This is a genomic window from Actinokineospora auranticolor (assembly GCF_002934265.1).
Lineage (GTDB): Bacteria > Actinomycetota > Actinomycetes > Mycobacteriales > Pseudonocardiaceae > Actinokineospora > Actinokineospora auranticolor.
The window spans coordinates 134,277-160,586 of sequence record NZ_PTIX01000008.1 but is presented as its reverse complement, the minus strand read 5'-3'; the positions used below and the strand labels follow the sequence as shown (position 1 = coordinate 160,586).

Below are 26,310 nucleotides of genomic sequence, written 5' to 3'. Positions count from 1 at the left end.
ACCGCCCACCGCACTGCCCGACGGATCCGCTCGAGGAGACAGCGACAACCGTGGACGACAAGCGCAAGCTTCTGCTGAGCCTGCTGGCAGGCAGCGCCACCACCCCGGCCCCCGCGACCGGGGGCGTGGCGATCGTCGGCGTCGCGGGCCGCTACCCGCTGGCCGGGTCGGTCCGGCAGCTGTGGGACAACCTGCTCGCGGGCAGGCACTGCGTGCGGGAGGTGCCCGCCGACCGGTGGGACGCCGACGCGCACTTCGACCCGGCGGGCGCCTACAGCAAGTGGGCGGGCTTCCTCGACGACGTCGACAAGTTCGACCCGCTGTACTTCGGCATCTCCCCGGCCGACGCCGAGGCGATGGACCCGCAAGAGCGGCTGTTCCTGCACACCGCGGCGGCCACCCTGCAGGACGCGGGGTACCCGGCGGCGCGGCTGGCGGCGGCCGGGCCGGTCGGGGTGTTCGTCGGGGTGATGAACAGCGACTACGAGTGGATGGGCGGCGAGGCCACCGCGCTGGGCGTGGCCACCGACGCGCACTCCGACGCCTGGTCGATCGCCAACCGGGTGTCCTACACGTTCGACTTCACCGGGCCGAGCCTGGCGGTCGACACCGCCTGCTCGGCCTCGCTGACCGCGATCCACCTGGCCTGCCAGAGCCTGGCCGCGGGCGAGTGCGCCGCTGCGATCGCCGGTGGGGTCAACCTGATCCTGCACCCCAAGCACCTGGGCCTGCTGGCCCGGCGCGGGATGATCTCGCGCGGGGACGAGCTGCGCAGCTTCGGCGCGGGCGCGGACGGGTTCGTCGACGGCGAGGGTGTCGGCGCGGTGTTGCTCAAGCCGCTGGCCGCGGCCGTGGCCGACCGGGACCGGATCCTCGGGGTGATCCGCGGGTCGGCGATCAACTCCGGGGGCAAGACCGGCGGCTACACCGTGCCCAGCTCCGCCGCGCAGGCCGCGGTGATCCGCGCGGCGCTGCGCAAGGCCGGGGTCGAGGCCGACACCATCGGTTGCGTCGAGGCGCACGGCACCGGGACACCGCTGGGCGACCCGATCGAGATCTCCGGTCTGGTCGAGGCGTTCGGCGGGCGGGTCACCCCGGCCGAGCGGGCGGAGCGACCGGTGGTGTCGGTCGGCTCGGTCAAGTCCAACATCGGTCACCTGGAATCGGCGGCGGGCATCGCGGGCCTGACCAAGGTGCTGCTGCAACTGCGCCACCGCAGCCTGGTCGCCTCCCTGCACTCCGACCGGCTCAACCCGGAGATCGACTTCGACACCACCCGGTTCCGGGTGCAGCAGGCCGCCGAACCGTGGGTCCCGGTCGACGGGCAGCCGCTGCGCGCGATCGTCAGCTCCTTCGGTGGCGGCGGCGCGAACGCCTGCGTGGTCGTCGAGGACCACGTGCCCGCTCGCGAGCCCGGGGCGGTACCCGCCGGTGCGCAACTGCTGGTGCTGTCGGCGAAGGCCGAGGACCGGCTGCGCGAGTACGCCCGCGACCTGGCCGCGCACCTGCGGCGCGGCGCACCGGCGCCGGGGGGCGGCGGATCGCTCGCCGAGGCCCAGCGGCTGTGCCTGCGGGTGGCGGCGGAGACCGCCGGAGTGCCCGTCGACGCGTTGGACCTGGGTACCGACCTGGCCGAGTACGGGTTCGGGGTGGCCGAGCGGGTCCGCCTGACCGGACTTCTGGCCGACGCGCTGGGCGCCCCACCGCCCGCCGCCGCGGCCGCCGCGCACACGCTCGCCGCCATCGCCGAGGCCGTCGCCGCGACGCTGCCCGCCGATCCGACCCCGGGTGCCCCGCGCCTGGCGGACGTGGCGCACACGCTCCAGACCGGTCGCACCGCCCACGAGTTCCGCCTGGCGTTCACCGCCGAGACGGTGGCCGAGGCCGCCGACCTGTTCGCCGCGTACGCCGAGGGGACGGCGGGCGACCGGGTGCGCACCGCCCGCGCGGCCCGCCGCCGCCAGCGCACCGCCGCCGAGGAGGCCGCCGCGCTCGACACCGCCGTCGAGCGGCACGACCTCGCCTCGATCGGCGCCCTGTGGGTCACCGGAGTCGACGTGGACTGGGCGGGCGTGGGGGCCGCGGGCGCCGAGCGGGTGGAGCTGCCGACCTACCCGTTCGCCCGCAAGCGCTACTGGATCCCGGCCCTGCCGACCACCGCCCCGGCGAAGACCGCCGACGCGGCACGGGTCGAGATCCCCGAGGTGTACCGGCCGCTGTGGGTGCCCGCCCGCCCGGCCACCCCCGCTGTCCACAGCGGACGCGCCGTCGTCCTGGTGACCGCGGCCTCGACCGCGTTCGGCCAGGCCCTCGCCGACCGGCTCGGTCAGGCGGAGCTGGTGGGCCTGGACCGGCCGGACTGGCCGGCCCGCGCCTCGGGCGCGGACCTCGTCGTGCACCTGGGCGGCCTGGGCGCCCGGGTCGAGACGGGTGTCGGGGACCGCGAGGTCGCCGAGCACGTGCGCGACTCGTCGCTGTCGCTGTTCCACCTGCTGCGCACGCCGGTCAGCCGCGTCGTCGTCGTCACCAGCGATGTCGTCGACGTCGCCGGGACGGGGGTGGCCAACCCGTTCGCCGCGGGGATGCACGGCCTGCTCCAAGTCGCGCCGAAGGAGCGCCCGGGACTGCGGGTGGCCTGCGTCGACCTCGACTCCGCCGAGCTGGCCACCGACGCCGGGCGCCGCGCCGCCGCCGGGGCCGTGCTGGCCGAGCCACTCGACGGCCACTGCACCGCCGTGCGCGGCGGCGTCCGCCACCGCCGCGGCCTGGGCCGGGTCGAGCTGCCCGAGACCGCCCCGGTGTTCCGCGACCGCGGCGTCTACCTGGTGGTCGGCGGCACCGGCGGCATCGCCCAAGAGCTGAGCACGCACCTGGCCCGCGCGTACCACGCCCGGGTCGTGTGGTTCAGCCGCGGCGAGCTGAGCGCCGAGCACGAGGCCACTGCCGAGCGGATCCGCGCGCTCGGCGGCGACGTCGCCCACGTGCGCGGCGACGCCTGCGCCCACGACGACCTGGCCGCCGCCGTGGCCGAGGCGCACCGCCGGTTCGGCGGTCTGCACGGCGTCATCCACGCGGCGATGGTGTTCGACAACCACACCCTCGCCGCCCTCGACGAGGCCACCTTCACCGGGGCCACGCGGGTCAAGGTCGAGGGTGCCACCGCGCTGGCCGCGGTCCTGGCCGACGAGCCGCTGGACTTCCTGTCCTTCTTCTCCTCCGCCGGGTCCTTCGGCAGCTTCGCGGCCAACGGCGCCTACATCTGCGCCTCCGCCACGGAGGACGCCTACGCCCTGTTCCTGCGGGAGCGCGCGGGCTACCCGGTCACCGTGGTGAACCAGGGGTACTGGGGCCAGGTCGGCTCCGGCGCGGTGGCCGGGCTCTCCGACATCTTCGCGGGCCTGGGGATCAGCCCGTTCAGCGCGGCCGAGGGCATCGCGGCCGTGGAGCGGGTCCTGGGCAGCGGGCTGGCGCAGGCCATGCCGATCCGCGCCGACCGGCACGCCCTCGACGCCATGGGCCACGACCCCGCGCTGGACGGCGAGCTGCTCGGCGGCGGGCACCCGGCGGCGCTGGCCGCCGCCATCGCGGCCGGGGACACCGCCGACGACGTCGACCCGGGCGCGGCCAGGGTGCTCGCCGGGTACGAGGAGCTGGAAGCGGTCGCCGTGCCGGTGCTGCTCGGCGCCTACCAGCGGCTCGGGGCGTTCACCCGCGCGGGCGAGCGGCACGACGTCGAGCGGCTGCGCCGCGCGCTGGGCATCGTGGACCGGTTCGCCCCGCTGCACAGCGCGCTGCTGAACATCCTGGTGGGCGGTGGTTTCCTGACCCGCGAGGGGGACCGGGTGACCACTACGGCCGCCGTCGACGGGGTGGACCACGCGGCACTGGGCGCGGCGTGGGAGGCCGAGTTCGACCGCCTCGCCACCGCCTACCCCGACATCGAGCCGACCACCACGCTCAACCGCCTCTTCCTGGCCGCCTACCCGCGGATCCTGCGCGGCGAGGTGGGCGCCACCGAGATCATGTTCCCCGGGTCGTCGATGGCCCTGGTGGCGAACTTCTACAAGGGCAACCCGCTCACCGACCTGTTCAACCAGCGCGTCCGCGCGACCGTGCGGCGCTTCCTGGACGTGCGGCTGCCGCAGCTCCCCGCGGACCGGCTGGTGCGGCTGGTGGAGCTGGGCGCGGGTACCGGGGCCACGACCGAGTGCGTGCTGCCGGTGCTCGCCGAGCACGCGCACCGCGTCGGCTACACCTTCACCGACATCTCACCGCGCTTCCTGGAGTTCGGGCGCGAGCGGTTCGCCGCCGACTACCCGTTCACCGACTACCAGGTGCTCAACCTAGAACGCGGCCTCGCCGAGCAGGGCTTCGAGCCGGGCACCGCGGACGTGGTGCTGGCCACCAACGTCGTGCACGCCACCAGCGACCTGCGGGCCACCCTGCGCAAGGCCAAGGCGCTGCTGCGGCCCGGCGGCTGGCTGGTGCTCAACGAGCTGACCGCGGTGCGCCCGCTGCTGACCATCGGCGGCGGCGTGCTGGAGGGCTGGTGGGCCTTCGACGACGGCGAGCTGCGGCTGCCGGACTCGCCGCTGGCCTCGGTGGCCAGTTGGACCCGGGTGCTGCTGGAGGAGGGCTACTCCCCCGTGCGCACCCCGGGCGGCGTGGACGAGGCGCTGGCCCAAACCGTGCTGGCCGCCGAGAGCGACGGCGTGGTGCGCCACGCCGCCCCGACCGGCCCGACCGCCCCCGCGCGGGCCGAGCGGTCCGCCGCGCCCGCCGGGGACGGGGTCGCCGACCGGCTGCGCGAGCTGGTGGAGCGGGTGCTCAAGCTGGACGAGCGGATCGACCCCGACCGGCCGCTGGCCGACTACGGGTTCGACTCGCTCAGCGGCATGAAGATCGTGTCCGAGGTGGACGGGGCCTTCGGGGTGACGATCCCGCTCGGCGACTTCTTCGAGCGGCCCACCCTGGGCGAGCTGACCGAGCACCTGCTCGCGACCTGGCTCGCGGGCGCCGGCGCGCCGGCTGCCCCGGCGGACCAACCGGACACTCCGGCGGACCTGCCGGGCACTCCCGCCGGGGCCGCGCCGATCGCGGGCACGTCCGCCGTGGGCACGTCCGCCGCAGGCGCTGTCGCCGCGCGGGTGCTGCGGCCGCGCCGGGAGCTGGTGGAGTCGACGCACGCGCTGTCGCAGGGCCAGCGGGCGCTGTGGGTGATCGAGCAGATCGCGCCCGGCAACCACGCGTACAACCTGCCGCTGGCGCTGTGGGTGGACCGGGACCTGGACGTGCTCGCGCTGCGGGTGGTCCTGCAGGACCTGCTCGACCGGCACGCCGAGCTGCGCGCCACCGTGGACGACGGGGACGGCGGCCCGCTGGTGCGGGTCGCCGCCGAGCCGGAACTGCCGTTCCAGCAGGTGTTCCTGACCTCGATCGGCGATGACGACCTGCGCGACCGGATGCGCGTGGAGGTGCGCCGCCCGTTCGACCTCGCGGCCGGGCCGCTGCTGCGCGCGACCCTGTACACCCTGGGCGACGGGCGCCACGCGCTGCTGCTGAACTTCCACCACATCGTCTTCGACGGTGTGTCGATCGCACTGCTGCTGGGCGAACTGGACCGCGGCTACCGCGCGGTGCGCGCGGGCGAGGCGTTGCCCGCGGCACGACCTGCTCGCACCTACGGCGACTTCGCGGCCTGGCAGCGGGACCTGCTCGACAGCGCGGAGGGCCTGCGGCTGCGCGAGTACTGGGTGCGGCGGCTGAGCGGCAGGCAAACCGCGACCGCGCTGCCGCTGGACCGCCCGCGCCCGCCGGTGCGCGCGTTCCGGGGAGCCAGCGTGGACGGGCACATCCCGGCCGGGGTCGCCGATCGGGCCAGGGCGCTGGCCACCGCCGAGCAGACCTCGCTGTTCGGGGTGCTGCTGACCGCGTACTTCGCGCTGCTGCACCGCTACACCGAGCAGACCGAGCTGGCCGTGGGCACGCCGACCACCGGTCGCCCGGCCACCGGGTACGACGACGTGCTCGGCTACTTCATGAACATGGTCGTGCTCGCCGAGCAGGTGCGCGGCGACGAGGCGTTCCGTGCCCTGCTCAAGCGGGTGCACCGCACGGTGCTCGGGGCGCTGGAGCACAGCGCCTACCCGCTGCTGACGCTCGCCGACGAGCTCAAGCGCCTCGATCCGAGCGCCCCGGCGGTGCCGTTCACCGTCGCGTTCTACTTCCAGAACTGGACCCGCGGCGGGCGCACCGGCACCGGCGACGGCGTGGTGCTCGGCCCGGTGGAGGGCGTGCACCAAGAGGGCGAGTTCGACCTGACCCTCGAGGTCGTCGAGCAGGCTGAGGGCTGCCGGTGGACGTTCAAGTACGACCCGGACCTGTTCGACCAGGCCACGGCAGAGCGCATGGGAGCGCACTTCACCGCCCTGCTCGCCGCCGCCGTGGCCACCCCGGACAGCACCGTCGGCGAGCTGGACCTGCTGACCGCCACCGAGCGCGCGCGGCTGTCCGCGCCCGCCGCGGTGGACTACCCGGCGGACACCCAGGTCTGGGAGCTGGTCATGCGCCAGGCCCGGACCCGGCCGGGCGCGGTGGCCGTGCGCCACGGCGACACCGAGCTGACCTACGCCGAGCTGGCCGACCGGGTCACCGCACTGGCCGCCCGGCTCACCGCGGCCGGTGTCGGCCGGGGCCGCACGGTCGGCGTGCTGCTCCCCCGCGACCAGGACCTGCCGGTGGCGCTGTTGGCCGTGCAGGCCGCGGGTGGCACGTACGTGCCGCTCGACCCGGCCTACCCGGCGCAGCGGCTGGCCTACATGGCCGAGGACGCCGGTCTGCACCTGGTGCTGACCCATTCCACCGTCCCCGGCGACCTCGGCGTCGCGCGCGTGGTCGTCGACACCGGCGAGAACCCGCCCGCCGCCGTCTCCCCCGGCCCGGCCGGGCCTGCGGACACCGCGTACGTCATCTACACCTCGGGCTCCACGGGCCGCCCCAAGGGCGTGGCCGTGCCGCACCGGGCGCTGGTCAACTTCCTGACCTCGATGGCGGACCGGCCCGGTTTCGGCCCCGGGGACACCCTGCTGGCGCTGACCACGGTCTGCTTCGACATCTCCGGCCTGGAGCTGTACCTGCCGCTGATCACCGGTGGCACGGTGGACGTGCTGGGCAGCGAGGCGGCCAGGGACGGTGTGCGGCTGCGCGAGGCCGTCGAGGGCCGCGGCGCCACCGTCGTGCAGGCCACCCCCGCCACGTGGCGCATGCTGCTGGCCGCGGGCTGGACCGGCGGTGCCCACCTGACCGTGCTGTGCGGCGGCGAGGCGCTGCCGCCGGAGACCGCGCGGGCGCTCGTCGCGGGCAACCGCGCGGTGTGGAACCTGTACGGCCCCACCGAGACGACGATCTGGTCGACGGCGTGCCACCTGCGCGCGGGTGACCGGGTCACCATCGGCGAGCCGATCGCGAACACCCGGCTGTACGTGCTCGACCGGGCGGGCAGGCCGGTGCCGACCGGCGTCCCCGGTGAGCTGCACATCGGCGGGCACGGCGTGGCCGACGGCTACCTCGGCCGCCCGGAGCTGACCGCGGCGCGGTTCCTGGCCGATCCGTTCGCCGGTGGGCGCATGTACCGCACCGGCGACCTGGTGCGCGGGCTCGACGACGGCCGCATCGAATACCTGGGCAGGCTCGACTCGCAGGTCAAGGTGCGCGGGTTCCGGGTGGAACTGGAGGAGGTCGAGGTCGCGCTGCGCCGGGTGGCCGGGGTCGAGGACGCCGTGGTCGTCGCCCGCTCGCACGGCCCGGCCAACCACACGCTGCTCGCCTGCTACACCCTGGCCGAAGGCGCCGCGGACCCGGCGAAGGAGCACCTGGCGACCTGGCTGCCCGAGCACATGGTCCCCGACACCCTGGTCCGGGTGACCGGTTTCCCGCACACGCTCAACGGCAAGGTGGACCGCTCGACGCTGGCCGCGCTGCCGCTACCGGACCTGCGCGCGCGGTTCGGCGCGGGCGATCCGGTCGCGGGACCCACCCGGACGGCGATCCGCGACGGGCGGGTCGGCGCGCTGGTGGCGGCGCTGGCCCAGGTCGTGTCCCGGCTGGCCGAGGTGCCCGCCACCGAGGTCGGCGCCCGCACGCCACTGGGCGAGGTGGGCATGAACTCGGTCGGTTTCACCGCACTCGCCGCCGAATTGCGCGGGGCCTACGGCATCGAGGTCTACCCCACGCTGTTCTACCGGCGCGGCACCCTGCTCTCGATCGCCGAGCACCTGTGGGAGAACCACGCCGCCGACCTGGCCCCGCACTTCGGCGCCGAATCCACAATGGACGCAGCCGCCGCTGCCGCGCCGGAGCGGGTCCGGGGCGAGCAGCGGGGCCGCGGGGACCGGGTGGCGATCATCGGCATGGCCGGTCGGCTGCCCGGGTCCACGGACCTGCGCGAGTTCTGGGACCACCTCCTCGCGGGCGACGACCTGGTCGGTGAGATCCCGGCGGAGCGCTGGGACTGGCGCGAGCAGCCCCGCTCCCGGTCGCGCTGGGGCGGTTTCGCACCGGACGTGGACCGCTTCGACGCGGCGTTCTTCGGCATCAGCCCGCGCGAGGCCGAGCTGATGGACCCGCAGCAGCGGCTGGTGCTCGAGGTCGTCTGGGCGGCCGTCGAGGACGCGGGCCACCGGCCTTCGGACCTGGCGGGCAAGCGGGTCGGGGTGTTCCTGTCCGCGACCAACTCCGACTACCTGGACGTGCAGCGCGCGGCAGGCCGCGGCAACGAGGGGCACACGCTCACCGGCGCGGCGCTGTCGATCATCCCGAACCGGGTGTCCTACCTGCTGGACCTGCGCGGCCCGTCGATCGCGGTGGACACCGCCTGCTCCGGCGCGCTGACCGCGGTGCACCAGGCGTGCGCGGCGCTGCGCGACGGCACCTGCGACCTGGCCATCGCGGGCGGGGTCAGCCTGATGCTGTCGCCCTCGGTGTTCGAGGCGCTCAGCCAGGGCGAGATGCTCAGCCCGGACGGGCGCTGCAAGGCCTTCGACAGCCGCGCCGACGGGTACGTGCGCGGCGAGGGCGCCGGGGTGGTCGTGCTCAAGCCCGCCGACGCGGCGGTGCTCGACGGCGACGCCCCGCACGCGGTGATCCGCGCGGTGGCGGTCAACCACGGCGGCCGGACCACCTCGCTGACCGCGCCCAACCCGGACGCCCAGGCCGACCTGCTGGTCGAGGCCTACCGGGCGGCGGACGTGCCGCTGGACACCGTGGGCTACATCGAGGCGCACGGCACCGGCACCGCGCTCGGCGACCCGATCGAGACCGAGGGCCTCAGCGGCGCGTTCCGCAGGCTGCGCGGCGACGCCCCGGCGCCCGCCGCCGGTCCGGTGCTCGGCTCGGTGAAGACCAACATCGGCCACCTGGAGGCCGCCGCGGGGGTGGCCGGGCTGTTCAAGGTGGTGCTGGCGCTGCGCGAGGGCACCATCCCGGCCAGCCTGCACTTCCGCGAGCGGAACCCGTACCTGGACCTGGCGGGCGGGCCGTTCGAGGTGGCCGCGACCGCGCGGGCGTGGCCCCGGCGCACCGACGCCGCCGGGGCGGAGCTGCCGCGCCGCGGTGGGGTCAGCTCGTTCGGCTTCGGCGGGGCGAACGCGCACGTGGTGCTGGAGGAATACCTGATGGAGGGACCGGACATGTCGTCCGAGCAGGGGCGGGGCACCGGGGCCGAGCAGGCGTTCGTGCTCTCCGCCCGCGACGCCGACGCGCTGCGGGCCGCCGCCGCCCGGCTGGCCGACCACCTCGGCGAGCACCGGGTGTCGGCCGCCGACCTGGCGTTCACGTTGCAGGTGGGCCGGGAGCCGATGGCGCACCGGCTCGCCGTGGTCAGCGCCCACGCCGCCGACCTGCGCGCCGAGCTGGTGGAGCACCTGGCGGGTCGCCCGTCCGCGGTGCGCACCGCGCGGGTCGACCACGATCGGGACGCCGGGTCCGTCACCGCGACGGCAGACCCTGCCGCCGCGGTGACGGCGTGGCTGTCCGGCGCCGAGGTCGACTGGCGGGTGCTGCACGCGGGGGCCCGGCGCCGCCGGGTGCACCTGCCGACCTACCCGTTCGCCCGGACCCGGCACTGGGTCGATCCCGTGCGCCCACGACCGCTGCACCCGACCCTGCTGGACTCGCTGGAGACCACCGGGGACACCCACACCTTCACCAAGGCGTTGACCGGTGCGGAGTTCTTCCTCGGCGAGCACGTCGTGGGCGGTGCGCCGGTGCTGGCCGGGGTGGCGTACCTGGAGATGGCGCGGCTGGCCGGTGAGCTGGCCACCGGCGCCCCGGTCCGCCGGGTGCACGACCTGACCTGGGCCGCCCCGGTCCGGGCGGGTGGGCCGCCGTTGCGGGTCACGGTGCGCGGGTCGTCGTTCGAGGTGGCGGGCGAGGCCGTGCACGCGAGCGGCACCTTCGGCACCGATCCCGCCGATCGGCCCGCTCGGGTCGACCTCGCCGCCGTGCGGGCCCGGTGCCCGGAGGTGTCCGGCGCGCGGGAGTGCTACGCCGCGTTCGACCGGCTCGGGTTCGACTACGGCCCCAGCTTCCGGGCGATCCACGAGCTGGCGCTGGGCGAGGGCGAGGTGCTCGCCGCGCTCCGGCTGCCCGAGGCGCGCCGCGCCGACGCGGGCGCGTACGTGCTGCACCCGTCCCTGCTCGACGCCGCGCTCCAGGCCGCGGGCAGGCTGGCGCCCGGCGCGGGCGACCCGGCGTCCCCGGTGCCGTACCTGCCGTTCTCCCTCGGGTCGGTGCGGGTGTTCGGCGCGCTGCCCGCCGAGGTGTACGCCCACGCGCTGCCCGCCGCGGGCGCCACCCCGACCGGGGTGCTGCGCTTCGACGTGCGGCTGCTCGACGCCGACGGGGAGGTGCTGGTAGCGGTCGAGGGGTTCACCCTGCGGGCGGTGCCGCGGCGGGGCGCCGACGTGGTGTCCGCGTTCGAGCCGACCTGGGAGCCCGCCGGAACCGCCGACCGCGAGCTGACCGGTCCGGTGCTGGTGCTGGACGCGGGCGCGCACGGCCACGCGGCGGTGGCGGCGCTGGCCGCGGAGGGTGTCGACGCGCGGCGGATCGCGGTCGACGACCGGTTCGACGCCACGGCGGCGGTGCGCGGGCTGACCGGCGCCACGGCGCACGTCCTGCACCTGGCAGGCGAGTCCCCCGACGCCACCGAGGCCGTGGCGGGCGCCTTCCACGCCGCGGCGGACTTCTTCCGGGCGTGGCAGCGGGAGCGCGGGGGTGCCCTGCACTACCGCTTCGCCCACCGCGAGCCCGCCACTTCCCCGGCGCACCCGGCGATGGCCGCCTTCCTGCGGTCGGTGCGCCAGGAGCACCCCGCCATCGACGCCGGGGTGCTGGCGGTGGCCGCCGAGGTCGACTTCACCACCGCCGTGCTCGCCGACCTGCGGATCTCCGACGATGTCGAGGTCCGCGTGGACGGGGCGGGCCGGTCCCGCCGGTCGTGGCGCCGGGTGGTGCTGCCGGAGGTGGGCGAGCCGGTGTTCACCGGGGCGGGCGCGCACGTGATCACCGGTGGCACCGGTGCGCTGGGTCTGCTGATCGCCGAGCACGTGGCGGGCGCGCGCCGGGCCGCCGGGGCCACCTCGGGCGGACTGGTGCTGGCCGCGCGCACCGAACCGGGTACCCGGGCGCGGGAGCGGGCGGCGGCGATCGGCGCTCGGGTCGTGCTCGCCGACGTGTCCGACCCGGCCGGGGTGCGGGCGCTGCTCGACGAGGCCCGGCTGGTGTTCGGGCCGGTGCGCGGAGTCGTGCACGCGGCCGGGGTGCTGCGCGACGGGCTGCTCGCGGGCAAGGACCGGGCCGCCGCCGACGCCGTGCTGGCCGCCAAGGTGCGCGGCGCCGCGCTGCTCGACGAGGCGACCAGGGACGAGCCGCTGGACTACTTCGTGGCGTTCTCCTCGGCCGCCGCGGCCTTCGGCAACGCGGGCCAGACCGACTACGCGTTCGCCAACGCCTTCCTCGACCACTTCGCCGACCGCCGGGAGCGCCTGCGCGCCCTCGGTGCCCGCCGGGGCCGCACGCTGGCCGCCGCCTGGCCGGTGTGGGCGGACGGGGCGATGCGCGTCGACGAGCCCGCGATCGAGTACATGGGCCGGGTGCTGGGGATGCGGCCGGTGCGCACGGCCCAGGGCCTGGCCGCGCTCGACCGGGCGCTGGGCACCACCGCCCCGGCGCTGCTGCTGACCCCGGGCGAGCCGGAGAAGGTGCTCGCCGCGCTGACCGGCGGTCCCGCCGACCGGCCGCTCGCTGCCCCGGCGCCCGCGGACAACCCGCCCGCCGCGGAGGAACTGGTGCTGCGGATCCTCGCCGAGGAGCTGAAACTGCCCGCGCCGGAGATCGTCGTGACCGAGCCGTTCGAGCACTACGGCGTCGACTCGCTGATCACCATGAGCGTGGCGCGGCGGCTGGAGGAGCACCTGGGGCCGCTGTCGAAGACGCTGCTGTTCGAGTACGTCAGCGTGCGCGCCCTGGCCGACCACTTGGCCGCCGCGCACCCGGCCGCCTTCGCCACCGCGCCCGGCGCGGAACCCACCGCGACCGAACCCGCCCAGGTCGCGCTCCCCGCGGCCACACCGGTGGTCGAGGTGAGCGCCCAGGTCGAACCGGTGGCCGAACGGGCCGACATCGCGATCATCGGCGTGGCGGGCCGCTACCCCGGCGCCGACGACGTGGACGAGTTCTGGCGCAACCTGCGCGCGGGCGTGGACAGCGTCGAGGAGATCCCCGGCGAGCGCTGGGACCACGCCGTGTTCCACGACCCGGACCGGACCGCCACCGGCAAGACCTACGGCAAGTGGGGCGGTTTCGTGCGCGGCGCGGACCGGTTCGACCCGCTGTTCTTCCGGATGTCGCAGATCGAGGCCGAGCACACCGACCCGCAGGAGCGGGTGTTCCTGGAGACGGTGTGGCACCTGCTGGAGGACGCCGGCTACACCCGCGAGCGGTTGCGCGGCAGCCGGACCGGCGTGTTCGTCGGGATGATGTACGGCCACTACCAGCTCTACGGGGTGCAGGACGCGTTGGCGGGCAAGGGTTTCGCCACCTCCTCCTCCTACGCCTCGGTGGCCAACCGGGTGTCCTACTTCTACAACTTCACCGGCCCCAGCGTCGCGCTGGACACGATGTGCTCCTCGGCGCTGGTCACCATCCACCAGGCGTGCCTGGCGATCGGCAACGGCGACTGCGAGGTGGCCGTCGCGGGCGGGGTCAACATCTCCAGCCACCCGGTGAAGTTCCTGCAGCTGGCGCAGCGCGGCTTCCTGGCCGCCGACGGCCGCTGCCGCAGCTTCGGCGAGGGCGGCACCGGCTACGTGCCCGCCGAGGGCTCCGGCGCGGTGCTGCTCAAGCGGCTGGACCGGGCGCTGGCCGACGGCGACCGGGTGCTGGCGGTGGTCAAGGCGACCGCGGTCAACCACGGCGGCGCCGGGGCGGGCTACAGCGTGCCCAACCCCGAGGCCCAGGGCGACCTGGTGCGCACCGCGCTGGACCGGGCCGGGCTGCGCCCGACCGACCTGGACTACCTGGAGGCGCACGGCACCGGCACCGCGCTGGGCGACCCGGTGGAGGTCAACGGCATGCTGCGCGCGTTCGGCGGGGACAACCCCGAGCGGCTGCCGATCGGCTCGGTGAAGTCGAACATCGGGCACGCCGAGTCCGCGGCGGGCATCGCGGCGGTGACCAAGGTGCTGCTGCAACTGCGCCACGGCGAGCTGGCCCCGTCCCTGCACGCCGACCGGCTGAACCCGAACATCGATTTCGACGCCACCCCGTTCGAGGTGCAGCGGGAGCTGGCCCCGTGGCCGTCGCGGGTGGGCGCGGGCGGTGCCGCGCGACCGCGCACGGCGGGCGTCAGCTCGTTCGGCGCGGGTGGCACCAACGCCCACGTGATCCTCCAGGAGTTCACCGCCGGGCCTGCCGCCCCGGCCCCGGCCGGGCCGCAGGTGGCGGTGCTGTCCGCCCGCGACGCCGACCGGCTGGTGGCCCAGGCCCGCAGGCTGGCCGACCACCTGCGCGGCGCCGACCCGGCCCCGGCCGAGGTGGCGTGGACGCTGCAATCCGGCCGCGAGGCGATGGCGCACCGGCTGGCGGTCCGGTTCGACGCGCTGCCCGAGCTGGTCGCGGAGCTGGACCGGTTCGCCGCCGGGACCACCGGCGCGCGGACCCGGACCGGCGTGGTGGACCCGCGCAGGCCCGCGCCGGGCGAGGCCCCCGCCGCCGACCCGGACGCGTTCGCCGCGGCCTGGCTGGCCGGGCAGCGGGTGGACTGGTCGGCGCTGCACCCGACCCGGCCCGCCCGCACCGCGCTGCCCGGCTACCCGTTCGGCGGCGACCGGGTCTGGCTGCCCGCCGCGGACGCCGAGCTGGCCGCGCTGGGCGCCGCACCGGTGGCCGAGGACGCCGGGGCGCTGCTGACCCGGCACTGGGTGCCCGCGCCGATCACCGGCCGCGGCGCCGCCCCGACCCGCACCGCCGTGCTCGCCGCGCCCGGCACCGAGGCGCTCGCCGCGAGGGTGGCCGCCGCGCTGCCCGGCGCCGAGGTGCTCGACCCGGGCAGGCTTGAGGCCGACCTGGCCGCCGCGGACACCCGGTGGGACGCCTACGACGCGGTGGTCGACCTCGCGGGCTGCGGCGAGCGGTCCCACGCCCTGCTGCCGACCTGGGTCGCCTGGCTGCAACGACTGGTCGACCTGGGCCGCCGGGAGGCGACCGCACTGCTGGTCTCCCGCGACGGCTCGCTCGGCGGAGCCGCCCGCACGGGCCTGTACCGGATGTTGCAGAGCGAGTACCGGCAGCTCCGGTCGCGGCACGTGGCCGTGGGCGGCGCGGGCGACGACGAGCTGTGCCTGATCGTGGTCGAGGAGCTGCGCGCCGACGGCGACCCCGCCGAAGTGTCCTATCGGGACGGTGCCAGGCACACCGCCGAACTGCGCGAACTGACCGCGAGCGCCGGTAACCCGGTGCGGTTCCCGGCCGACCACGTGCTCTGGGTGACCGGCGGCACGCGCGGCATCGGGCTGCTGACCGCCCGGCACTTCGTCGCCGAGCACGGCGTCCGCAAGCTGGTGCTGGCCGGCCGCGAGGAGCTGCCCCCGCGCGAGCGGTGGGCGGCGCACATCGCCGAGGACACCGCGCTGGGCCGCAAGCTGCGGCCGTTGGCGCAGCTGGCCGACCAAGGCGTGCAGGTGGAGGTGCTGGCCGTCGCGCTGGAGGAGCGCGAGCAGGTGGCCAAGGCGCTGGCCGAGGTCAAGCGGCGGCTGGGCCCGGTCGGCGGTGTGGTGCACAGCGCGGGCACGACCGACTTCGAGAACCCCGCGTTCGTCCGCAAGCCCGCCGACGCGATCGGCCGGGTGCTCGGCCCCAAGGTGTTCGGCGTGGACGCCCTCGTCGACTGCTTCCGCGACGAGCCGCTGAGCCTGTTCGTCGTGTACTCCTCGGTCGCCGCGGCCATCCCGCAGCTGGCCGTGGGGCAGAGCGACTACGCGATGGCCAACGGCTACCTCGACGCCGTGGCGGAGGCGCGCCCGCACGGGCTGCCGATCGTCAGCGTGCAGTGGCCGAGCTGGCGCGACACCGGCATGGGCGAGGCGCGCAGTGCCGCCTACCTGGCCTCGGGGCTGGCCGCGCTGTCCGACCGGCAGGGCCTGGCGCTGCTGGAGCGGGCGCTGGCCTCCGGTGCCCGGGTGGTGCTGCCCGCGGTGGTCCGGCCCGGTGCCGACTGGCACCCGGAGCGGCTGACCCACCGCCACCCGCACACCCCGACCGCACCCGCACCGGCCGCACCGGCCGCGCGGGTCCAGGCACCGGTGGCGACGGGTGCCGCGGTGGCCGCGGTGTCCTCGTGGCTGCTGGACCAACTGGCCACCGAACTGCGGTTCGACCGGGCCAAGCTGGCCGGGGACGTGCCGGTGCACGACTACGGGCTGGACTCGATCATGGTGTCGCAGCTGGTGCAGACGGTGGCCAAGCGGCTCGACGTGTCGGTCGACCCGTCGGCGCTGCTGGAGCACCCGACCACGGACGGGTTCGCGAGCTACCTCGCCGCGGAGTTCCCGGAGCGGTTGGGGGCCGAGTTCGGCACCGACACCGCTGCGCCCAGCCCGACCGCCGCGCCCAGCCCGGTCACCGCCCCGGTGACCCCGGCGGTGGTCTCCGAGGTCCGGCGGAGCACCGAGATCGCGGTCGTCGGTCTGTCCTGCCGGTTCCCGCAGGCACCGTCCGCGGCCGACTACTGGCGGCTCCTGCGCGGCGGGGACACCGCGCTGCGACCGGTCCCGGCCGCGCGGTTCGGCAGGCCGGTGGACTTCCACGCCGGGCTGCTCGACGAGGTGCTCCGGTTCGACCCGGAGGCCTTCCTGCTCGACGAGTCCGACGTGGTGGCGATGGACCCGCAGGCGCTGCTGCTGCTGGAGGAGGTCAGCCGGGCGGTGCACGACGCCGGGTACCGGCCCGAGGACCTCAAGGGCCGCGAGGTCGGCGTCTACGTCGGTGGCCGCAACACCCACACCGCCGACGCGGACCGGCTCGACCGCTCCCGCAACCCGGTCGTGGTGACCGGGCAGAACTACCTGTCCGCCAACGTGTCCCAGTTCTTCGACTTCCGCGGCCCGAGCGTGGTGGTCGACACCGCGTGCTCCTCGGCGCTGGTGGCGATGGACATGGCCGTCCAGGCGCTGCGCGCGGGTGACCTGGAGGCGGCGGTGGTCGGCGGGGTGAGCCTGCTCGCCGACGACCGCGCCCACCGGGTGTTCGGCAAGCGCGGCCTGCTCAACCCGGGTGCGGAGTTCCACGTGTTCGACAGCCGCGCGGCGGGTCTGGTGCTCGGCGAGGGCGTCGGCGTGGTGGTGCTCAAGCCGCTGGAGCGGGCCCGCGCCGACGGCGACCGGGTGCTGGCGGTGCTGTCCGGCATCGCGATCAACAACGACGGCCGCACCGCGGGCCCGGCCACGCCGAACCTCCAGGCGCAGAAGGACGTCATGCTGCGGGCGCTGGCGCGCAGCGGGCACGCCGCGGCCGACGTCGGCTGGGTGGAGGCCAACGGTTCCGGCTCGGTGATCACCGACCTGCTGGAGCTCAAGGCGGTGGAATCGGTCTACCGGACCGGGTCCGCGCAGCCGGTGGCGCTGGGCTCGGTGAAGCCGAACATCGGCCACCCGCTCGCCGCCGAGGGCATCGCCGCGTTCATCAAGGTGGTGTTGATGCTCAGCCACGGCGAGCAGGTGCCGTTCCGCTCCGGGCAGCAGCCGCTCGCGCACTACGACCTGGACGCCTCGCCGCTGTACTTCCCGCGGCGGGCAGCGGCGTGGCCGCGCGAGGCCGGGGTCGCCGCGCTGAACTGCTTCGCCGACGGCGGCACCAACGCCCACGTCCTGCTCGCCCCGGCCCCGGCGGGCCACACCGGCCGCGCGCCGCTGCCCGAACCGCGGTTCGACCGCCGGGTGGTCATCCGCGGCTCGGCTGCCCCCGAATCGCAGGGCCTCTTCTGGGACGAGCCGGTCACCCCCGCCCCGGCCCCGGTGGAGGTCCCGGCAGGCGGCATGTTCTGGGACGCGTACCGGTGACCCCGGCGCAGCGGGAGCGGCTGCCCGTCGTCTTCATGTTCTCCGGGCAGGGGTCGCAGTACTACCGGATGGGCCGGGACCTCTACGACTCGAACGCGGTGTTCCGGGCGGCGCTGGACCGGCACGACGCCACGGTGCGGGCCGAACTCGGCGAGTCGGTGCTGGCCGCGGTGTTCGACCCGGGCAAGCGGCGGGACGAGCTGTTCACCGACACGCGGCTGACCCACCCGGCCATCGTGATGGTCGAGCTGGCGGCGGCGGAGATGCTGCGGGCGGCCGGGGTGCGCCCCGCGTACCTGCTGGGCAGCAGCCTCGGCGAGTACGCGGCCGCGGTCGTGGCGGGCTGCCTGAGCGCCGCGGACTGCCTGCGGCTGCTGGTCGACCAGGCCCGCTGCCTGCGCTCGGCACCGCCGGGCGGGATGCTGGCGGTGCTGGCCGGACCCGAGGCGCACGACCTGGCCCCCGCCCTGGCCGACTGCGAGGTGGCCGCCCGCAACTACCCCGGGCACTTCGTCGTCGCGGGCACCACCGAGGCGATCGGCCGCGCGGAGGCGCAACTGCGCGCCGCGGACGTGCTGCACCAACGGGTGCCGGTGGAGCACGGCTACCACTCGCGGCTGATGGACGGTGTGCTGCGGGAGAACCGCGACGCGCTGCGGGCCGTGCGCTTCGCCCCGGCCCAGGTGCCCTGGGTGTCCTGTGTGGACGGCTCGGTGGTGGACCGGCCGACCGCCGACCACTTCGCCCGCGTGGTCCGCGCCCCCATCGAGTTCGGCGCGGCGATGGCCGCGCTGGCCGACCGGGGCGAGTTCCTGTACCTGGACCTCGGCCCGGGGGGCACCCTGCACAACTTCGCCCGCAACACCCCGCGGTCGGGTTCCCGTTCCTGGTCGATGCCCCTGTTCAGCCCGTTCGGGCACGACCCCGGGGTGGTGGACCGCGCGCGCGACGCCGCGGCCGACCCGGCCCCCGTCCCCCCAGCCCCCGCGAGGAAGGCGCACGTCGTGAAGGTCTACGGATTCCCAGGTCAGGGCTCGCAGCGGCGGGGCATGGGCGCGGAGTTGTTCGAGCGCTACCCCGAGCACACCGCCACCGCCGACCGCGTGCTCGGCTACTCGATCCGCGAGCTGTGCGTCGACGACCCGCGCCGCGAGCTGGCCAGGACCGAGTTCACCCAGCCCGCCCTGTACGTGGTGAGCGCGCTGACCTGGCTGGACCGCCGAGCCGCGGACCCCACGCCGCCGGACTACCTGGTCGGCCACAGCCTCGGCGAGTACGTGGCCCTGTTCGCCGCGGGCGTGTTCGACTTCGAAACCGGTCTGCGCCTCGTCCACCGGCGCGGCGCGCTGATGGCGGCGGCGGGCGGCGGCTCGATGGCGGCCGTCGTCGGCACCGACGAGCCCACGATCACCCGCGTGCTGGCCGAAGCGGGCCTCACCGGCCTGGACCTGGCCAACCACAACGCGCCCGACCAGTTCGTCCTCTCCGGCCCGGACGAGGAGATCGGCCGCGCCTGCGCGGCGTTCGAGGCCGCGGGCGCCCGCGCGGTCCGCCTGCACGTGAGCGCCCCCTTCCACTCCCGCCACATGCGCGGCACCGCCGAGGAGTTCGCCCCGTTCCTGGCGGGCTTCCCGCTGGCGGACCCGGTGATCCCGGTCCTGGCCAACATCGACGCCAAGCCGTACCGGCCCGGCGAGGTGGCCAAGACCCTGACCGCCCAGATCGCCGCCCCGGTGCGCTGGACCGAGACGGTCCGCTCGCTGATGGGCCTGGGCGAGTTCGAGTTCGTCGAGTTAGGACCGGGGCAGGTGCTGACCAAGCTGGTCGCCAAGATCAGGGCGGCCGCCGACCCGCTGGCCGCCCCTGCCCTCCCCGCCACCGCTGTTCCCGCCGCCACCGCTCCCGCTGCCGCGGTACCTGCCGTGCCTGCCGCGCCGGACGCGGACTCGCTCGGCGCCCGCACCTTCCGCGAGCGGTACGGCCTGCGCCGGGCCTACCTGGCGGGTTCCCTCTACGGCGGGGTCTCCGGCCGGGAGATGCTGGGTTCCCTGGCCAAGGCGGGCCTGCTCGGTTTCCTCGGCACCGGCGGACTGGCACCGGCGGAGGTCGAGCACGAGGTGCGCGGCCTGGTCGGCGACCTCGGCCTCTCCGGCGCGTTCGGCGCGAACGTCCTCTACCGCCACGGCGCCCCGGAGGAGGAACTCGGCCTGGTCGACGTCCTGCTCCGGCACGGCGTGGACCTGGTCGAGGCCTCGGGTTTCCCGGTGCTCACCCCGGCCCTGGTCAAGTTCCGCCTCAAGGGCGGCCGGATCCTGGCCAAGGTGGCCCGCACCGACATCGCGGCCGAGTTCCTGGCGCCCCCGCCCGAGCACCTGGTCCGCCGCCTGGTCGCCGACGGCGCGGTCACCGAGGCGGAAGCCGCGGCCGCCGCGACCAGGCCCGTGGCCGACGACCTCTGCGTGGAGGCCGACGGTGGCTGGGTCACCGCCAACGCGGACCTGCTCACCCTCCTGCCCGCGGTCCGCGGGCTGCGGGACCGCTCGACCACCCCGTCCGGCCACCACGTCCACATCGGCTGCGCGGGCGGCATCGGCAGCCCGGCGGCGGCAGCGGCGGCGTTCCTGCTCGGCGCGGACTTCATCCTCACCGGCTCGGTCAACCAGTGCTCGGTGGAGGCGGCCACCAGCCCCGCCGTGAAGGACCTCCTGCACCAAGCCCACGAGTACGACATCGAGACAGCCCCGTGGGGCCCCCTGTTCGAACTGGGCGCCCGCGCCCGCTACCTCAAGCGCGGACTGTTCTTCCCGGCCAGGGCATCCCGCCTGCACGAACTGTGGCGCAGGCACGGCGCCCTGTCCGAATTGGACAGCGACACCCGCGCCCAGGTGCTCACCAAGTACCTGGGCGGGGTGGACGCCCCGACCCCCACCGGGGACGGGAAGGCCGACCTGGCGAAGCTCTTCCGGGGCTACTTCGACCGCGGCCTCCGGTCGGCCCTGGCGGGCGACACCCGTTCCCGAGTGGACTTCCTGGTGCACTGCGGACCCGCGATGGGCGCGTTCAACCAGGTGGTCGAGGGCACGTCCCTGGACCCGTGGCAGGCCCGCACGGTGGAGGCCATCGCCGACACCCTCCTGGAAGGCGCCGCGACCCACATCGCCGACCGCCTCGCGGCACTCCGCTAACCACGTGGATCCCGCGCCGCCGGGCCGATTTCGACCCGGCGGCGTTCGGTGGTCCCACCTGGCCGTGTCCCTGTCCGCCGCCGCGTTCCGCCTGCGTCGCCAAGACCGAGCCGCGCCTCGACCAGGCCGCGATCACTGCTCTTCCGGCACCCGGAACCGGTACTTGTCCGCGAAGCCGCGCACGACCAGGTCGGCGTCGAACCAGCAAGCGAGCACCTCGTCATCGATCCGCAACGAACACAGCGGTGTCAGGGAACGGGTGTCGTAAGCGGCGATGCGGCCGTCCTCCGTAGTGGTGACCAGTACGGTTCGGTTGGGGTTCAGGGCGAGACGACGTGGTTTGCGCACGGTGACCTCGCGCAGGACGGTGTCACCGGCGCGCAACCGCAGGACGATGTCGGATTCGCCGAAGACGCGAACGGCGGCGTTGCGCGCGATACCGAAGTCACTACAGGCCTGGGTGCTGTTCATGACGTAGTGGTACCGGCCGCTCTCGTCAACCTCGACGGTGTGACCGTCCGGGGTCGTGGCGATGACGAATCTATCTTGGTGGTGACTCACCAGTTCCGGGGCGGCTGCGGCCATACCGTCATTGATTTCCTTATCCAGCCCGAAGAAGTCAAAGAACGGCACGTAGTGTGCGCTTCGCAGGGGTTCCGCTTCTACGCGGACCGCCGAGTCCGACGCCGCGAACGCCAGGGCCGTGCCATCCGGCGACCAGGCGAGGTCGAGGACCGCGGCACCGCGGGCACCGTTGACCGCGACGCAGTCGAGCGTCGTCGCGTCCCAGATCAGCACCGCTCCCCCACAAGCGGAGGTATTGATGGCCACACCGAACACCTTGCTGTCCGGCCGCCAGGCGATGGCAGCGACCGGACCCGCGTACCAGACGGCCGTTCCCCAGGCATGGTTGAGCTTCCTGTCCTGGAGGTCGATGACCACCACCTTGTAGGTCGACGCACAGGCGAGCCTTCCACCATCCGGACTCCATGCCACCACGGCGGGCCCATCCTCGTCGGCATGCGGCAGATTGATGTAGTGCGGCTCGATCTCAGTGGTGGGATCCCGCCATATGGCAAGCTCTTTGTAATAGGTGATGCCCGCGAGTTGGCCGCGTGGTCCCCAACTCGCCGAGCGGAACATGCCGTCCACGACCCGGGCCACCCCACGTCCCGGTCGCCACAGCCGGAGTTCGCCGCCGCCCGCGACCGCCAGGACATCCGAGTCGGGCCGCCACCGCACGTCCGTGCCCGCCATGATGCCGGGATCGATCCAGCGGAGAGTGGCCACGTGGGTCACCGAACCGTCCCCGAGGTCGACCACCTCCACCCGTAGGCAGTCAAGGCTGTTCTCGATGTGGACGACCTGAGCGAGCAGCCGGTTGTCCGGGCTGAGCGCGGCCCGCAGAACCCAGTTCTCGGATACCGGCGTTACCGAGAGCGGGCGACCGGTGTGGGGATCCCAGGTGCGGAACTTTCCGTCGTCCCCGCCGACCGCGCTGATCACGTCCCGCCACTCGACCGAGGAGACCTGCCCTCGGTGCCCCGCGAGGGTCCGCGCCACCGGATCCCTGCGGACGAGCGGGGATTCGTGTGGTCGCAGCGACCACACGGGCAACGCTTCGTCCACGTGGTACAGCACGGCCCGGTCGAAGAGGTGCGCGTACAGGGTGAGGGCGGGGTCGGAGTCCAGGAGATGGCCGTGGGAACGCAAGAACGCCAGCAGGTCCTCGTCGCGGTCGGGACAGGCGGCGACATCCGCCTCGGCTGCGTGGGGGCCGTCCTCGGCGATGCGACGAGCGAGGTAGCGCAGGTCGGTGCACAGGTCGGCGAGTTCCGCGGTCAACCCTGCGGCGAGCAGATGGTGAACCAGTTGTCCGCGTAGGACGGTCGAGGCGTTGTGCCAGCCGTCGGCCGGACGGGTGGCGTCGAGGAGGCGTCGGCTGGCCGTGCGGACCTCGGCGGAGTGGGCGCGACGCAGGTAGTCATGGACAACGTCGTGGAGATGGGTGTCGGCGAGGAGGGAGTGGCGGTTGAACCTGTCGCATTCGGACGCTGCGGTGACAGGGTCCAGGCCCCACAGGAGTTCCAGTAGCTCCGGTGGAACGGGAACGCGGGCGGGGAACGCGGCGAGGCTGAGGTAGCGGTGGAGGGAATCCACGCCGTGCGGGGACGTGGCGACCAACTCATCCAGGCTCAGGCGCAACGTGGCGGCGATGCCGGTCCCCCGGTCTCCCAAGGCGTCGAGGAAGGCGACACCGTCGCGGGCCAAAGCGGAGTCGAGGTCGTGGACTACGCGGTCCAACGGCGCTCGGCGGCGCGCGGCGCTGAGGAGGGCGCCGTTGAGCATGGACAACGCGAGTGGCCAGCGGCCGACTCGGTCGACCAGGGCGCGGGGTTCGCCGGTGTCCGGGAAGTCACGGCACAACAGGTTCACCGCTTCGGGAACGGTCATCGGCCCAACGGGCAGTTCGACCCCGCGAATGACTCCGGTCAACCGGGTGGTCACCAGCCGAACGCAGTTGCGGCCGCCGGAGAGAAACGGTTCAAGGTCCGATCGACGCCAAACGCCGTCGATGACCAGGAGCATCCGCCGGTCGCCGAGGGCGGTGGCAAACGCGGCCATGGCGCCGTCGAGGGTGGTGAGGTGGGTGTTGCCGACCAGCAGGGTCACCAGGTCACGGAGGAGTTCGACCAAGTCGGCGCGCGTGGTGGTGGAACTCAGCCGGAACCAGTGGACGCCGTCGGGGAACTCCTCGGCGAGACGCGCACAAGCCCAGCGGGCCAAGGTGGTCTTGCCGACTCCGCCGGGGCCGGACAACACGACAACGCCCGACTCCGCCACCGCGCCGAGCAACCGGCCACCGACATCGGAACGTTCGACGACATCGGCGACGTCCTCCGACCACACCAACCTCGGACGTGTGCCGACGTGGCCGATCTGGATGACCGACCGGGCACCGAAGGCCAGGTTGACGACATCGGGCTGGTCCGCCATCCGATCATGGTAACCGGGACAGGCGCGCGGCGAGCACCGTCGCCACGTCGGCGGCCGACTCGGCGCCGGGCTCCCCGCCGCGCGAGAACCGTTCGCGTTCACCGCCGACCAGGAGCGGAATCGGCGGAATCGCAGTACGGACAGCGAATTGGGTGCGGGTCGGGTGCGAAGCGGGAGCCGAGTGGGTGCTGACCGAGCGGGGTGCGCGCGGCCGTTCGAGGATCTGGGTATGACGATGAGCACCGCGTGCTACCAGGAGTCCACCGAGGGTGCGCTGCTGGCGGCCCTGGTCGACATAGCGGACGAGTCTGTCGTGTTCCACAACCGACTCGGGTTCCGCCGAGCGGGCGTGGAACTCACGTGCAGGCAGACGGAGGTCGTCCGCGCTCTGCTCCGCCGTGGTGTGGCGGTCATCGAGTCCGGCGACCACCACGACACCCACGCCCCGGTCCTGCTCACCGGGACCGGAACCGCACTGCTTCAACGAAACGCGCGATAGCCGCAGCGAAAGCACTGGTGCCACAGGGCATCGGCGCTTGAGCGGCGCCACCGGCCAACCGACGTCAGGTGCGTCGACTGGTCCACCGAGCGCGGACCGCCGCCACCCGGGCGGGAACCCTCCGCTCAGTCCCCCGCCCGGCCGGTGTCGTACGCCCACATCGCGATCTCGACCCTGTTCCGGGCGCCGAGTTTGCTCAGCAGGCTGGCGACGTGGGTCTTGGCGGTCGTCAAGCCGATGTACAGCTCGGCGGCGATCTCGGCGTTCGTGCGGCCGCGGGCGACCAGCGTCAGGACCTCCTCCTCGCGGTCGGTGAGCGGCTCGGTCGGTTGGATCCGTCGGCTCGACGGGTCCCTGCCCGCGAGGGTGGCCAGCAGCCGCCGGGTGACGTTGGGGGCGATCAGGGCGTCGCCGACGGCGGCGGCGTGCACGGCCTGGACGAGCAGCGCCTGCCCGGCGTCCTTGAGCAGGAAGCCCCGGGCGCCTGCCCGGAGCGCGCCGTGGACGTACTCGTCGAGGTCGAACGTCGTGATCACCACCACCGCGATCGGGTCCGGGACGCCCCGGCCCGCGAGGAGCCTGGTGACCTCGATGCCGTCGAGCCCGGGCATCTGGATGTCGACCAGGCACACGTCGGGGCGGAGCCGGTGCGCCAAGTCGACGGCGGCGTGGCCGTCGGCGGCTTGGCCGACGACCTCGATGTCGGGCTGCGCGTCGAGGATCATCGACAGGCCGGTGCGCACCAGGTCCTGGTCGTCGGCCACCAGCACGCGCACCGTCATCGGCGGACCCCCGTCGGCAGTTCGGCGTCGACCGCCCACCCGCCGTCGGGCGCGGGCCCGGCGCGCAGCGTGCCGCCGAGCAGCTGCACGCGCTCGGTCATGCCCAGCAGCCCGAAGCCGTGGTCCACCGACCGTGCCGGGTCGATCCGTCCGTCGTCGGTCACGCGTAGTCGCAGCCTTCCCGCGTCCTCCACCACCCGGATCTCCACACGCGAGGCGTCGCGGGCGTGGCGCAGGGCGTTGGTCAGCGCCTCTTGCCCCAGCCGGTAGACCGCCGCGTCGACCTGGGGTGGAAGTTCGTCCAGGTCAGCGGGCAACTCCACGTCGATGACCGGGATCGGGGCGCGGCGGGCGAGGGACACCAGGTCGGCGACGCCTGCCCGGGTGCCGTACTGCGCGGGCGCGCCGTCCCGCAACACCCGGACCATCGCCCGCATCTCCGCGAGCGTCCGCGACGCTTCCCCCTCGATGGCCGCCAACGCGTCGAGCGCCGCCGCGGGTCGCTGCCCGGCCATCGCCCGGCCCGCCTGCGCCTGCACGGCGATCGCCGAGACGTGGTGGGCGACGATGTCGTGCAGTTCGCGCGCGAGGCCGACCCGCTCCTGGCCGCGGCTCTGCGCCAACGCCCGGCGCCAACTCTCGGCGCGGTAGCGCAACGCCGCCCCACCCGCCGCCGCCGACGCCAGGACGGCGATTCCGCCGATGGCGTCGGGCGGCCCGATGTGGTCGGCGGCGGAACCGATGACCGCGGCCACCGCCACCACCGCCAGCCCGATCACGATCTCGCGCCCCGAGCCCCAGCGGACCAGCGCGTAGACGAGCACCAGGATGTAGGTCATCGTGTCGAGGCCCACGGTGGGCGCCCCGCCCAGCAGGCTCGCCAGTCCCAACGCCATCGCCGTGCCGAAGGCCACCACGACGCAGGCCAACGGGTGGGTACGCCGCCACAGCAGCACCGGCGCGAGTCCGACCGCCACGGCCGTCGCCACCGGCCGCCAGGCGATGTCGTCGCGGAGGACCCCTTCGAGCAGCGCCGCCACGATCGACACCCCGACCAGCAGCCAGTCGCGCGACACCCGCCCGGGAGCGTCCACGGCGCGGGGCTCGGTCCACAGCGAACTCAGGGCGTTGGCGGTCACCCACACAGCCTAGAGACCACCGGCGCGTCGGGGACCGACCGAAAGAACGAGACGCCGCTTCCTCCCCACGGATGAGGAGGGTCCGACCTCGAC

General features: G+C 74.7%; 6 protein-coding genes. 3 read left to right on the top strand and 3 right to left on the bottom strand.

The genetic code is table 11. The annotated features are described in order from the left end of the window. Window positions 1-50 precede the first annotated feature (50 nt). Both CLV40_RS16825 and fabD read left to right on the top strand, forming a co-directional pair. On the top strand, window positions 51-17,615 hold the full coding sequence (locus CLV40_RS16825) for a non-ribosomal peptide synthetase (protein WP_219824005.1): 17,565 nt from the start codon (window positions 51-53) through the stop codon (window positions 17,613-17,615). Continuing rightward, a complete protein-coding gene (gene fabD / locus CLV40_RS40300) occupies window positions 17,612-20,800 on the top strand; it encodes an ACP S-malonyltransferase (RefSeq protein WP_281261665.1) in 3,189 nt (1,062 codons plus the stop codon). Before CLV40_RS16825 ends, fabD begins: the two co-directional genes overlap by 4 nt. A gap of 132 nt (window positions 20,801-20,932) precedes the next feature. On the opposite strand, the gene CLV40_RS16815 is transcribed toward fabD, so the two are convergent. Beyond that, window positions 20,933-23,797, bottom strand: coding sequence for an NB-ARC domain-containing protein (locus CLV40_RS16815; RefSeq protein ID WP_104479870.1), 2,865 nt, complete (start codon window positions 23,795-23,797; stop codon window positions 20,933-20,935). Window positions 23,798-24,026: 229 nt separating this feature from the next. Here CLV40_RS16815 and CLV40_RS16810 point away from each other — a divergent pair, with 229 nt between their 5' ends. Next, window positions 24,027-24,296 (top strand): hypothetical protein, encoded by a 270-nt coding sequence (locus CLV40_RS16810; protein ID WP_104479869.1) that lies wholly within the window; start codon window positions 24,027-24,029, stop codon window positions 24,294-24,296. A gap of 125 nt (window positions 24,297-24,421) precedes the next feature. Here the strand turns inward: CLV40_RS16810 and CLV40_RS16805 are convergent, their stop codons facing one another. Together CLV40_RS16805 and CLV40_RS16800 are read right to left on the bottom strand one after the other, a co-directional pair. Continuing rightward, the gene (locus tag CLV40_RS16805) at window positions 24,422-25,078 is read right to left on the bottom strand and encodes a response regulator (protein WP_104479868.1); all 657 of its coding nucleotides are present in this window, start codon (window positions 25,076-25,078) and stop codon (window positions 24,422-24,424) included. Next, the gene (locus tag CLV40_RS16800; RefSeq protein WP_104480003.1) at window positions 25,075-26,217 is read right to left on the bottom strand and encodes a sensor histidine kinase; all 1,143 of its coding nucleotides are present in this window, start codon (window positions 26,215-26,217) and stop codon (window positions 25,075-25,077) included. The genes CLV40_RS16805 and CLV40_RS16800 overlap by 4 nt, the downstream gene beginning before the upstream one ends. Window positions 26,218-26,310 lie beyond the last annotated feature (93 nt).